The 13,472-nt window shown below is 27.5% G+C and carries 15 protein-coding genes and 1 riboswitch; of the genes, 1 reads left to right on the top strand and 14 read right to left on the bottom strand.

The features are described 5' to 3' along the window. Positions 1 to 20: 20 nt before the first annotated feature. The 10 genes from JW646_RS12005 to JW646_RS11960 form a co-directional block, all read right to left on the bottom strand. Complete coding sequence (locus JW646_RS12005) at positions 21 to 1,127, bottom strand: surface carbohydrate biosynthesis protein (RefSeq protein WP_148555944.1); 1,107 nt, start codon at positions 1,125 to 1,127, stop codon at positions 21 to 23. Between the two features lie 23 nt (positions 1,128 to 1,150). Next, positions 1,151 to 2,245: a surface carbohydrate biosynthesis protein gene (locus tag JW646_RS12000; RefSeq protein ID WP_187359159.1), complete on the bottom strand. Its 1,095-nt coding sequence runs from the start codon at positions 2,243 to 2,245 to the stop codon at positions 1,151 to 1,153. Between the two features lie 42 nt (positions 2,246 to 2,287). Then, positions 2,288 to 3,400 (bottom strand): surface carbohydrate biosynthesis protein, encoded by a 1,113-nt coding sequence (locus tag JW646_RS11995; RefSeq protein ID WP_148555942.1) that lies wholly within the window; start codon positions 3,398 to 3,400, stop codon positions 2,288 to 2,290. Between the two features lie 2 nt (positions 3,401 to 3,402). Further along, positions 3,403 to 3,927 (bottom strand): hypothetical protein, encoded by a 525-nt coding sequence (locus JW646_RS11990; protein WP_228415292.1) that lies wholly within the window; start codon positions 3,925 to 3,927, stop codon positions 3,403 to 3,405. Between the two features lie 143 nt (positions 3,928 to 4,070). Beyond that, positions 4,071 to 5,234 (bottom strand): DHHW family protein, encoded by a 1,164-nt coding sequence (locus tag JW646_RS11985; protein WP_074914320.1) that lies wholly within the window; start codon positions 5,232 to 5,234, stop codon positions 4,071 to 4,073. 18 nt (positions 5,235 to 5,252) lie between these two features. Beyond that, positions 5,253 to 6,509, bottom strand: coding sequence for an MBOAT family O-acyltransferase (locus JW646_RS11980; protein WP_331478016.1), 1,257 nt, complete (start codon positions 6,507 to 6,509; stop codon positions 5,253 to 5,255). Positions 6,510 to 6,681: 172 nt separating this feature from the next. Beyond that, complete coding sequence (locus tag JW646_RS11975; RefSeq protein WP_074914315.1) at positions 6,682 to 7,155, bottom strand: DUF4358 domain-containing protein; 474 nt, start codon at positions 7,153 to 7,155, stop codon at positions 6,682 to 6,684. A gap of 14 nt (positions 7,156 to 7,169) precedes the next feature. Continuing rightward, positions 7,170 to 7,916 (bottom strand): GDSL-type esterase/lipase family protein, encoded by a 747-nt coding sequence (locus tag JW646_RS11970; protein WP_228415291.1) that lies wholly within the window; start codon positions 7,914 to 7,916, stop codon positions 7,170 to 7,172. Between the two features lie 616 nt (positions 7,917 to 8,532). Beyond that, entirely contained in the window at positions 8,533 to 8,739 is a 207-nt protein-coding gene (locus JW646_RS11965) for a hypothetical protein (RefSeq protein WP_074914310.1), read from the bottom strand. Between the two features lie 34 nt (positions 8,740 to 8,773). Next, positions 8,774 to 9,217 (bottom strand): hypothetical protein, encoded by a 444-nt coding sequence (locus JW646_RS11960; protein WP_228415290.1) that lies wholly within the window; start codon positions 9,215 to 9,217, stop codon positions 8,774 to 8,776. A 142-nt stretch (positions 9,218 to 9,359) separates the two neighbouring features. Here JW646_RS11960 and acpP point away from each other — a divergent pair, with 142 nt between their 5' ends. After that, entirely contained in the window at positions 9,360 to 9,584 is a 225-nt protein-coding gene (gene acpP, locus JW646_RS11955; protein ID WP_272491850.1) for an acyl carrier protein, read from the top strand. 42 nt (positions 9,585 to 9,626) lie between these two features. Here the strand turns inward: acpP and JW646_RS11950 are convergent, their stop codons facing one another. The 4 genes from JW646_RS11950 to JW646_RS11935 all read right to left on the bottom strand — a co-directional run bounded on the left by JW646_RS11950 (position 9,627) and on the right by JW646_RS11935 (position 13,469). After that, a complete protein-coding gene (locus tag JW646_RS11950) occupies positions 9,627 to 10,382 on the bottom strand; it encodes an ABC transporter ATP-binding protein (protein ID WP_228415289.1) in 756 nt (251 codons plus the stop codon). Positions 10,383 to 10,388: 6 nt separating this feature from the next. Beyond that, entirely contained in the window at positions 10,389 to 11,411 is a 1,023-nt protein-coding gene (locus JW646_RS11945) for a FecCD family ABC transporter permease (RefSeq protein WP_228415288.1), read from the bottom strand. Continuing rightward, positions 11,401 to 12,309 carry an ABC transporter substrate-binding protein gene (locus JW646_RS11940; RefSeq protein ID WP_148555933.1) on the bottom strand — a complete coding sequence of 303 codons (909 nt, stop codon included), beginning with the start codon at positions 12,307 to 12,309 and terminating at the stop codon, positions 11,401 to 11,403. The genes JW646_RS11945 and JW646_RS11940 overlap by 11 nt, the downstream gene beginning before the upstream one ends. 146 nt (positions 12,310 to 12,455) lie before the next feature. Continuing rightward, a riboswitch (cobalamin riboswitch) is annotated at positions 12,456 to 12,636 on the bottom strand. Positions 12,637 to 12,713: 77 nt separating this feature from the next. Then, positions 12,714 to 13,469 carry an ABC transporter ATP-binding protein gene (locus tag JW646_RS11935; protein WP_148555932.1) on the bottom strand — a complete coding sequence of 252 codons (756 nt, stop codon included), beginning with the start codon at positions 13,467 to 13,469 and terminating at the stop codon, positions 12,714 to 12,716. Between the last annotated feature and the right edge of the window lie 3 nt (positions 13,470 to 13,472).

The raw sequence follows: 13,472 nt of genomic DNA, 5'->3' as shown, positions 1-13,472 counted from the left end.
TTATTTTAAAAGAACTATATTTATTTATATAAGTTCATAACTATATTCTTTTTTACAATTTTTTCTAATAGATCACATATTTTTTCATAAGCATATTTGTTTTCATCTAAAAAGTAATACTTTTTCATAATATTTTCATTTGATGAAAGACATGCTGTATCATTTAATTTATTGTAATTGTAAAAATCTTCGTAATTAGATATTTTATTAAAACTTTGCATAATTTCTAAGTCTAAGTATGGTGGAATATTAATAGGTCTTAAAATAGAACAATTCTTATTCATAAAATAGGCATCGCTAACAGATGTGCTTATCCATGTATTTATCTTGTCACATACATTTATCCATGTTCTTACAGAGTCTTCACTAATTAAATGAAAGTTATCATATTTTTTTTCAAGTATATCTAAAATATTAAAATTATTATATCTTCGTTTTTCATAGGGATGAGGTCTATATATAAACTCACAATCATTGTTTTTTATATATTCTTCTATCCATTTTAGTATTATTTTTTTAGATTTAGTACTTACTTCACAAAACTGTAAGGTATTTTTTTCACCTAATAGTGAGAAGAAAACTTTCTTTCTTTTGTGCTTAAGCTCTGACATACTAAAGCTTGATATAAATAGTATCCATTGTTTATTATTTTGTAGATTATACTCATGGCTTATTTCTTCTCTCGATTTATATATAGATTTAAATTTTATCCTATCCATATCAACACTAAGTGATCCAACAACAATAGCATTTTTTTTATTAATTCCTTTTGATATTAATCTGTTTTTCATATGCTCTCCCCAACACAAATGTATAGCATTTTTTTCTAATTCTTTTGGTATATGATAGTCTTCCCATACTTCTGATAGTACTTGCTCATATTGGAGATTAACTACTCTTGTTATTTTATTACTAAATAATTCTGTCATATAGTTTGCACTTCTTGGATCGTGAAAGGAGTGAGTTATAATAATATCTGGTACAAATGCTAATACTTGCTTTGTTTGTTTTATATAATCATAATGATATATATACACTTCATGTCCTCTTCTAACTAATTCAGCTTTTAAAAGATATGCATTTTGTAATTCTCTTTGTATTTCGTGATAAAAAATTATTATTTTCATAAAAAAACCTTCATTCTCACTTTTTATTTTTTACTTAATCCTATATTTTTGAAATCTAATGTTTCCAACACATAACATATTCTTTCATAAGCAAATTTATTTTTATTAATATGGTAAAATTTTAGTATTTGTTTTTCATCTACAGGAAATTTTTTTTCAAGATTAAGATTTGTATTATAAATACGAAATTCTTCATAAGTCTTTGATTTTATAGAATTGAGATAAATATCACTTTCAAATCCATCTAAGTTATCTAATGGTCTTAGTATTATGCAATCCTTATTCATAAAATATATATCAGATATACATGTGCTATTCCATATATTAATTTTGTCACTTACATTTATCCAACTTCTTACACAGTCTTCCTTTATTATATGGAAATTTTCATACTTATTTTTTAAGTCTATCAACTTTTTATCTGGTATTTCTGATGGATGTGGTCTATATATAAACTCACAATCATTTTCATTTATAAATTTTTCAACCCATTCTAAAATTATTTTTTTTGTTTTTTTACATGTGTTAATATATTTTGATGCACTTTCTTCTCCAAATCTAATTTTAAAAAGCCTCTCTCGCTTCTTATTATTAAAAGTAAAATTAGAAATAAATAATATCCAGTTTTTATTAATATCTAAATTGTATTTACAGCTTATTTCCTCTTTGCTTTTGTAAATATTTCTAAATTTATTGTGGTCCATATCTAAGTTAATACTTCCAACAATTATTGCATTTTCTTTGTTTACTCCATTATCAACTATTCTACGTTGACTTTCTTCTCCCCAGCACAAATGTATGGCATTTCGAGCTAATCCTCTAGGATTGTGAAATCCAATTCTTTTCCACTCCTTAGACAAAATTTGCTCATATTGCAAATTTACAATATGAGCAATTTTATGAGAAAAAACTGATGTGAAATACTCGTAATTAACATTGTAATATAAAGATGGTACTATTATTACGTCTGGTATCCAATTTAAAACTTGTTTTGTTTTATGAAGATAATCTATATTAAATATATAAACTTCATGTCCCCTTCTAACTAATTCTGATTTCAATAAATATGCATTTTGTAATTCTCTTTCAGCATGTTCAAAAAAAATTATATATTTCATAACTATCCACCTTTTTATAACCCTTAATTCATCCATATCTACTTACTGATATAATTTCATAATTAAATTATCTTTATAAATTTTTTCTAATAAATCACAAATTCTTTCATAGGCATATTTATTTTTATCTACAGAGTAGTAACCATCTATAATTTTTTTATCTAAAGTAAATTCCATATTGCAATCAAATTTATTATAATTGTAAAACTCATCATATTTAGTTATTTTATTAGAATTCATCATTAATTCATGATCTAAGTATTCAGGAATATTAACTGGTCTAAGAATTGCACAATTTTTATTCATAAAATAAGCATCAATTATAGATGTGCTTATCCACGTATTAATTTTGTCACATACATTTATCCAGCTTCTTACTGAGTCTTCTTTTATTACATGAAATCTCTCGCTCTTTGTTTCTAACTGGTCTAGTGCATCAAAATTATTAAGCTTTCTTTTTTCATAAGGGTGGGGTCTATATATAAATTCACAGTCATTGTTGCCTATATACTCTTCGATCCACTCCAATATTATTCTCCTAGATTCTGTACTTATCTCACAAAATTCTGTGGCTTTTGCTTCCCCAACTCTTATACCCATACCTTTTTGTTGAGACTTCTTTACTTGTGCCAAGGTAAAACTTGATAAAAATAATATCCATTCTTTAGATTTATCTAAATTATAATCACTTGCCATTTGTTCCTTATTTTTATAAATACGTCTAAATTTTTCACTACACATATCCACATTTAAGCATCCTACTACTTTTACGTTTTCTTCACTAATACCATTTGAGATAAATCTGTTCTTGCCCATTTCTCCCCAACACAAATGTATGGCGTTTTTTTCTATCCCTTGTGGAATTTGATATGTTGCTTTATCCCACATATTTGACATAACTTGTTCATATTGAAGATTAACTATTCTAGTAATTTTACTATTAAATGTTCTTGTAACATACTCTACGGCCTTGGGATCGTGTAAACAATGTGTAATAACTATATCTGGTGTAAAATACAAAACTCGCTTTGACTTTATTATATAGTCATAGTGATATACATACACTTCATGTCCTCTTCTTTGTAACTCTGCTTTTAGTAAATATGCATTTTGCAATTCTCTTTGTATTTCATGATAAAAAATTATTACTTTCATATTTACATCCTCTCCTTTGCAATCTCTCTTACTATTTCATCAAGCTTTTCTTCTATATAGTTATAATTTAAAATATGTTCATTATTTTCAAGTTCAATGTCATATATAAGTTTATCTATTTCTTTTTGTAGGCAATCCATATTTTCTTCTATATTGTCTAAGTCACTCATTATATATCTTATGTTTTTATAGCTTTCAAATTTTTCATAATATGCTTTTGCATTAATAAATCTATTTAAGTAATTTAAAATTTCTTTAATGTTTTCTTCTTGCTGAGATAATCGCTCATCTTCTTTGTCTAGATTTCTATAGCTTTCAACTTTTTTATAATTCACTTTATTTTCAATAAATTCCTTAAAACAATGAAATACATTATTTACTTTTTTTTTACTTTTTTCATTTTCTTCAATTAAAGCCTTTTTTACTTCTCTTAAAAAAAAAGCATTGTTATACTGATTTTGAATTTGATCTTCATCCTCTTTATCATATGACTTATACAAATTAACAAATTCAACTAAATTTCTCATGTTTGCATAAACACCCTTTCGCAAAATACAATTTGTTATAAATAATTTCTTATTATTACAATATGTTTTAATATAATAAAATGTTCAACATATTTATCACATGTAAAAAATCCCTTGAGAGTTATTATCTCAAGGGATTTTTATTATTCGTTATTTAACACAGGTGATAGTGATGTGTCATTGAAAAATGTATTAGCATTGTACAAATAGAGTACTTCATTTACATTTTCTTGTTGCATCAAGCTGTCTATATCTTCGTAGTAATATCTTGGATCAACTACTATTATTTTGCTAAAGTCTTTAACTAAAAACGGTATAAAACTATTAGCATAAGAGTCTTTAAATAATAGTAAGGTTTTATTATTATTAGCGTCTGTTTTTATTTTTACTAAAGGATGATTTCCTTTAAGGAAAACTTCGTAGTTATCTTTTTGCTTTAGTGCTTGGCTGCTATAAAGTGTAGCCGTTCTTTCTTGTTCCTCTACATAATTTACTACCACATTCTGAGAATCACCTTTTGCAGGTAAATAAACATTCACCTTATCTCCTTCTTTAACATCGTATCCACTTTTTGATGATAATGCTCCCAAGAAGTCATTGGAAACCATTTGTTGCGTGTAATAATCCTCTGGACTTTCTTCAAGTCCCATAGACTTTTCTAACTCTTTGTATGAATAAAATGCTCCTAAAGATGTCCAGTGATGATCTGTTTTATAGTAAATATATTCATTTCTATGATCATACATAGTTTTATAGTTATCTACAAAGGATACACTTTGTGGTAATTTATCTTTATAAGATTGTAAATAAGCTTCTTGGTCCATAACTGGTGCATCTATAGGAAGCTTATCCTTTAAAATACTCACTGCTGTTGGTGAAATTAACATATATTGTTTTATGTTTTTGTATCTGGCAGAAAAATTATTTATAGCTTGTATATTTTCTTTAACAGCTTTCTCATTAGGCTTATTAAAGTTTTCTACTAAGTATCCATCTTCTCCTAAGAAAACTCCATTGGACTCTTTTTTTCCTAATAACTTATCCATGTTTATCTTCACATTTGTAAAGAAGTCTCTTCCTATAAATTGGTCCACCACATAATCTTCAAACTTAGAAGTAAACCTTCCTTCTAATAATTTATCAACTGAAAACTTTGGCTTTCCTGCCAACATTCTATTTTCTCTTTCCGAAAAAGTCTTATCCTTAGTTATTATATTAGCTCCAACAAATAATACTAAAAAAAGTATAAATAATAGTGCTGAAGTTTTATAATGTTGTCTTTGTTTAATTTTATTTTTTCTGTTCATATTAAATCACGTCCTTTCCTAGAATCTAAAATATAGGAAGGGATTATAAGTTTCATTTACTAAATAAGCCGTAGCTAAAAATAGAATCACCATATATGTTATTAGAGACCCATTAACATATCCTAACTTTGATTTTACAACTATTCTATCTAAAATGTTTTTTACAATAGGTGTAGAACATACTCCTAAAATCACAAACATAATTGCATTTGTGTATAAATAGTAAATTCCTGCACTATCCATAAGCACATGATTTCCAAATCCAAACATTGATTTTAAGTATTCCATAGCAAAAGATAAGTTTGGACTGGCAAAGAATACCCAGCCTATCATAATTAGTAACATGGTATAAATATGCTTTATAAATGTTGGTACTCTTTCTAATATATTAGCAAATACCATTTTTTCTAATAAAAGGATTACACCATAATATAATCCCCAAACTATAAAGTTCCAACTTGCTCCATGCCAAAGCCCTGTTAAAAACCATACAGCAAATATATTCCTTATTTGTTTTCCTAGACTAACTCTGTTTCCCCCTAAAGGTATATAAATATACTCTCTAAACCAAGAACCTAAAGATATATGCCATCTTCTCCAAAATTCAGTTATACTTGTTGAAATATAAGGAAAATTAAAGTTTTCTATAAAGTCAAATCCGAACATCTTTCCTAAACCCATGGCCATATCTGAGTAACCACTAAAGTCAAAATATATTTGGAAAGTATAGGCTATTATTCCTATCCAAGCTGTTAATACTGACATGCTACCAAGATCCATGGCACTTATTGTTGTCCATATGATTCCTATACTATTGGCAAGTAGTACTTTTTTGCCTAAACCCTGGATAAAACGTTCCACACCCTGTCCAAACTTTTCAAGAGATTCTTCTCTATAATTTAATTGTTCTTCTATAGTTTCATATTGAACTATAGGTCCTGCCACTAATTGGGGAAACATGGTAACATAAGCCCCAAAAGAAATAAAGCTTCTTTGCACTTTAACTTTGCCTAAGTACACATCTACAATATAAGATAGTACTTGGAATGTATAAAATGATATCCCTACGGGTAAAGCCAGTTCATTAAAAGGAATGTTAATTGAAAATATACCATTAATATTTCCTATTATAAATCCTACATATTTAAAGAACACTAAAATTCCCACATTTACTAAAAGTGTAAATATAAAAAATTGCTTTGCTTTCTTTCTATCCCTTTTATACTTATTTATTTTCAGTGCCATAATATAATCAAATATAATTGTTCCTATCATGAGGAATATATACACTGGTTCCCCCCATGCATAAAACACTAAACTTGTTAGTAATAATATGGCGTTTCTAAATTTTTTTGGTGAAATATAATAAATTAAAAGTGAAATTGGTAAAAACGTAAATAAAAAAACTATACTACTGAATACTATTTTAATCGCCTCCTCTGAAATGCTATTTCTTAATACTATCTAAAAATGCTTCTTTTATTTGCTGTGCATTTTCAGAGATAGCAAAAAACACAAAGTTTCCCTTTGATTTTAATTCATAATTATCAACTAAATCACATTGCTTTGGACCATATCCCGAAAAACTTTCTAGTTGATAGTTAACTCTTGAATCAATGCTATCTTCTAAGGATTGAATTTGAGATTCATCTTTTACCTTCACTATTAATACTTCATTTACATCCATTGTTGACTGCGGTGTATATAAAATTACTCCATCGTAATCATTTGCATTTAATTTATAAAAACGTTTAAGAGATTTACTATCTCCTTTTTTCATTTTGTCAAACTTTACTTCCTGTTTCATCTCAGTTTCTATTTTGTCCACACTTTGATCATTATTAACACCACAGCCAACTGTAATTACAGTTGTTATTAGAAATGTAGCCATTAGTAACTTCTTTTTTAAGTTTATCTTCATATCTGTCTCCTTCCTTACAAGTTAGCCTTTTGAACTAACATCTCAACCCATCTTTTATTAAATCCAGGTTTAAAATGTATTCCATCATCTTCATATGAACTTTCATCAACTATTGATGAGCCATCTATATAGGTAACGCCTAGTTTATTGCACATATTTATGATAGCTGTATTAAACTGAGGTACATTTTTTAAGGATGGAGATTCACTTATCGCTTTGTCTTTAACTTTAAAAATTGAGTTTACGTAAATTTTTGTATTTGGTAATTTACTTTGAATATCTTTTATTACCTTTTCATATTCTTTTATAAAATCTGAAGGATCACCATATAACTCCACATCATTTAATCCATAAGTTAAGAAAAGATTTGCCGGAGCCAAACTAATAGCTTTATTTATATCTCCTTCTTTTTGTGCACTTATAAGGTTCCTTCCTTTATAAGCTACTACTGGTGAACTATCTAAAATCTCATAGGATACTATTGACTCAGCTCTCGAATCTCCCAATATAACAGAACTTGAAAACTTATCTATAAGATTAATTTTTTCATTATTATTTTCTTGATTGTTATTTTCTTGATCGTTACTTTCTTGATTTATGTTAACTCCTTGCAAATTAGATTGCACAAGGTTAATTTTTTCTTCTGATTGTGATACATCTTTTTTCTCTAACTCTTTTACTATTTCAATTCCTTTGGCAACTTGTGCCTCTTCTATCTTTTTTTGGTTATCAAGAGCGTTAATACTGTCACTAAAATTCATGAATCTTGTTACAGCTACTAGTGATATTGTTGTAATCGCCCATACTCTCTTTTTTATGATAATTCCCCCTTGCTGTTAACTTAGTTTTCTTACAAATATTATTATAACATCATAACAATACATAAAAAACAATTATCGACAGGTAAATTTTACAAAACAAGACATTTTTCTACAATAATGAATGTTCAGTTAAAATCAAACTATTTTTATTAAAATCTAGTTATAATTCATTAATAGAGAAATTATAAACTAATTTTATCATTAGATTTATTTCTAAAAATATACTACCTATTCAACGTACTTTTTATTACGTATTCGATATTTTTATTACAGTTTTGAAACCCAAAATTTTTACATTCTTACTTCAAAACAACTAAACTCATATTCTACAATAAATATACAAAAGTTTTATTATTTCACATAATTTACGCTCCCCTTCTGATTTACTAATTTATTATTAAAAGATTATCACATAAATCTTAACTTAGAATTTATGTAAAGTTAAGAAATCTTCATAATCAAAGTTTCAACCACAATTATCTATTGACATAAAAAATAACCCACTTCAGATATTAAATAAGTTCATATCTAAAATGGGTTATTAACTTTCTTTTAACTAGCAACAGCAATTATCATCAAAATTGAATAATAGTAATATAATTAAAATCACCCAAATCCATATACTGTCATCGTCAAATATATCATCAAATATGTTCGTAGCTAAAAGTAAAAATACAATAGCTATTACTATTAACAGTCCTCCATTAAATCCACAATCATCTCCACCGAAAAATCTTGATAAAGTATCCTCTAACTTCGCCATGTCACTCCCCCCTCAAAGTCAAACGGTTATCTTACTATATACTAATATATGTCTTCAAGCACAAATAAGTTACTTCAATAAAGTTTTTATTCATAAGCGTATTTAGCTCATCTTGGCTTTGATTATTTGCTTTAAATACTAGTTTTAAGCATTCTTCTTTATCTTCTTCATTATCCTCACTTATCACATCTATTAGTAATTCTATAGCTGAAGTTTTGATTACTTTATATTTGTCAAATAAAAAAGAAGTATGTGAATTTTCCATTCCCTTTTTTATCTTCATTAATCTAGATATATATTCTCCTTTTTTATCATCAACTTTACCTTGATTTTCCATAACCTCTTGTAAGATAACATTGCTCTCAGTAACATAATCTTTTATTCTATTCATATCTATAAGCAATGAGTTATAAAATAGACAACCAAGAATTATAAAAAAAGCTGTAATTGACGATAATAATAATCCTATGTTTTTCATTACTCTTCCTCCTAAAGTTATTATCTATATTAAATTTATATTCATTATTTTAAAACTTTAGGACTTTTTTTGATTATATATTGAAAAATTGACCATATTATATTAAACTACAATTAAATTTTAAATTATGTTGGAGGTTATAATGTTTGAAAAAATTAGAGATATAATAGTTGAACAACTGGGTTTAGATGGTAAAGATGGATTATCTATGGAAACATCTCTTAAAGAAGACCTAGATGCTGATTCTTTAGACGCTGTTGAAGTTATAATGGGTCTAGAAGAAGAGTTTGATATAGAAATACCAGACGAAGATGCTGAAAACTTCAAAACTATAGGCGATATAGTAGAATATATAGAAAATCGCTAATAAATAAAAGGGATGTTCATTGAACATCCCTTTTTCATATATCTAAGCCCATTTTTGTAGAATATTTTTCATAAAATCTTTTATATCTATTCCATAAACCTTATTTAATGTAGATCCACTAAGTACCTCTTCAGGAAGTCCATATTCAACTTCTTTTCCATCTTTAAGTATAAGAACATTATCGGCAAAATACTGAACTAAATTCAGATCATGTAATACACCAACAACTATTTTATTATTATTTTTTGACCAATCATTTAAATTTTCCAATAATTCTATTTGATGCTTAAAATCTAAGTGATTAGTTGGCTCATCAAGTAAAATTACATCTGGATTTTGAGCAAATACTCTTGCTAAAAAAACTCTTTGAAGTTGTCCTCCTGATAATTCAGTGATCATCTTATCTTTTAATTCATATATGCCAACTTTTTTCATACTATCAATTATTATTTCAGTATCCTTAGAAGATAATCTGGCAAATGCTCCTTTAGAATATGCATATCTTCCTAATGATACAGTATCATAAACAGTATAAGGAAAATATAGTTGAGTTATTTGACTCATTAAACCTATTTTTTTAGCCAGTTCCAATCTGCTAATCTTACTTACTTCCTTCCCATCTATCTTTACATTGCCTTTGTATTCAAGAATATTGGCAATGGATTTTAAAAGTGTACTTTTACCACATCCATTTGGCCCTACAATACAAAGATTTTCACCTCTTTTTACCTTAAAATTAATATTTTTAATTATTTCTTTTTTATCATATCCTGTATATAAATTTTCTACTTCTAACATTTAATATCACCTAGCTTTTTTAAAATATATATGAGCAAAGAATGGTGCTCCTATTAAAGCTGTTACTGCCCCAACAGGTAGTTCCATTGGTGAAAATACAGTTCTAGCTATTAAATCCGTTACAACCATTAAACATCCACCAAATAAAAATGACATAGGGACCACATATTTATGATTTGAGCCAAATATTTTTCTTACAATATGAGGTGCAATTAAATCTACAAATCCTATAATTCCGCTTAAGGCTACTGAGCCTCCTGTCAAAACAGCACAATACACAAATAACTTTGTTTTCACTTTTTGTGTATCAACTCCAACTAATTTAGCTTGTTCTTCCCCAAAAGTAAGTATATCCATTTCCTTTGTAAATCTAAAAACTCCTAACATTCCTATAATAAAGAAGGGTGTAATAAGAATTACATATGACCATCCCTTCATGGCAAAACTGCCCATCTGCCATAGCGTAATACTTTCTAAATCCTCAGTAAAAAATGCTATTAATGTGGTTAACAAAGCATTTACAAATAAAGAAAATACCATTCCTACTAAAATAATTGTATTGTTTGACATTGTTTTATCTATTTTAGATGCGAAAGTTATAACTGTAAATACAGTGGCTAAGCCTGAAATAAACCCTATTAAAGGTAGGGTAAGTCCCTGTAAAAATGGTATTGATACACCTGAAACTATTACTAATCCTGCACCAAGAGATGCTCCAGAAGATACTCCTAGTGTATATGGTGATGCCAGCTCATTTTTTAATACAGATTGAATTACAGCACCACTTACAGCTAGACATCCACCAACTATAAATGCTAATAATACCCTTGGTAATCTTATTTTCCAAACTATAGATATTTGTGGAGATGTTATGGTTTCATTAAGTGGTAAGTTGAAAATTTTATTTAATATAATTGATATAGTATCTAAAATGCTAATATGGGAACTTCCATTGGAAGCTCCCATACTTATAATAAAAAATGCAATTAACACACTTAATAATATTTTCTTTCTATTTTTATTTTCCATATACATCTGGATATATAGACTTAGCCATTTCATCTAAAGCTTTTATTATATTTTGGTTTCCACGTGCAGATGAGTTTGAATCTATATAGTAAACATCCCCATTTTTAATTGCTTTTATATTTTCCCATCCATTACGCGATGATATTTCTTTTGTTGGATTTTTTACATAATTAACGTTTGTAAATATTGCATCTGGGTTAGCATCTAATATTGCTTCTTCTGTTGGAGCAAACCAGCTTTTCTCATTTTTAAATACATTTTCTGCTCCTATTACTTCAATCATCTCATTTAAAAATGTACTGTGACCAAAAGTAAATAAATTCGGTGCTGGACCTATTTCAAAGTATACTTTCTTTTTATCTTTAATAGTTTTACCTAACTCTTCATACTTAGATATTTTTGCTTTCATATTAGTGATTATTTCTTCACCTTTTTTTTCTTCATTTACTAAAGAAGCTATAAACTCTATATCTTTGTATATTCCTTTTATACTATCACTACTTGGTATATAAACTACTGGTATGCCAGCTTCTACTATTGCTTTGTATGGATCTTCTGCAGAACCTATTTTATTGTGTCCTGATGCTATTATTATATCTGGCTCTAATGCTATTATTGCTTCTGCATCTGGGTTATTCATATCCATTTTAGGAATATCTTTGTTTAATCCTTCTATTCCTTCTGAATACTTATCTACTCCAACTAATTTGTCTGCTACACCAAGTTCTACTAAAACTTCTGTATTAGATGGTACTGCAGAAATTATCCTTTCTAATTTAGTTGGTACTTTTACTTCATTTCCTTCTCTGTCAGTAACAGTTGTCTCTTTGTTGCTGCTGCATCCTACAGCAAACATTAGTACAAAACATGTTATAATTGCTAATAATCTTTTCTTCATGTCTTTTCCTCCTATAAATTGTCATAAAAAAAGCCTAACCAAAAGGTTAGGCAAATATATACATAGATTTTAAACATAAATGCTTTGTTATTTCAAAGGTCAAAACATAATGTTTCATAATGTAATATTTTCTTCACCCCGAAGAAACTACTTTATGATTTTAGGCAGGTCTCCTGACTTAGCTTCATTCTACTCCTCACCTTCCCATGGTAATACCACAGTGGCTTAATGAGTTTCGTCCACATTACAGTAACGGGGGCTGTAGAGGAATCACACCTCTTTCCCTTTTAATCTATTGTACATAGAACCTTAAAATCTCATGTATTCAATTTTTATTTTTTTATTATAACATATTTTGTAACTTATTCAATTTTTTTATTTTGTATATTTTTACTTTTTTAATATTAAGCCCATTTTTGTAAAATATTCACCATAAAATTTTTTATATCTATTCCATAAATATCATTTAGCAATTTGTCTTTTAATACATTTTCTGGTGTTCCATAAGAAACTTCTTCTCCATCCTTAATCATAAGGACCTTATCTGCAAAATATTGCACTAGGTTTAAATCATGCAGTACACCTATTACAATTTTATTGTTATTTTTTACCCATTCATTAAGATTTTCCAAAAGATCTATTTGATTTTTAAAATCAAGGTGATTTGTTGGCTCATCTAGTAAAATTATATCTGGATCTTGTGCAAATATTCTAGCTAAAAATACTCTTTGTAATTGGCCTCCTGATAATTCTGTAATCATCTTATCTTTAAGGTCATATACACCTACTTTATTCATACTATCTACAATTACTTGTTTATCTTTATAAGAAAGCTTTGAAAAAGGTCCCTTTGAATAAGCATACCTTCCTAGAGATACAGTATCATAAACAGTGTATGGGAAATATAACTGAGATATTTGGCTCATAAGCCCAACCTTTTTTGCTAATTCTACTCTACTAAGCATAAATGATTCTTTATTATCTATTTTTATACTTCCTTTATAATCAATAATATTAACTATAGATTTTAATAATGTACTTTTACCACAGCCATTAGGGCCAACTATACATAGGTTTTCTCCATTTTTTACATTAAAACTAATATTCTTAATTATATCTTTTCCATCATAACCACAATAAAGATTTTTAACTTCTAACATTTA

This window comes from Terrisporobacter hibernicus (assembly GCF_020809405.1).
GTDB lineage: Bacteria > Bacillota > Clostridia > Peptostreptococcales > Peptostreptococcaceae > Terrisporobacter > Terrisporobacter petrolearius.
Note: the sequence above shows the minus strand (reverse complement) of the source record. Positions and strands in the feature narration are given on the sequence as shown.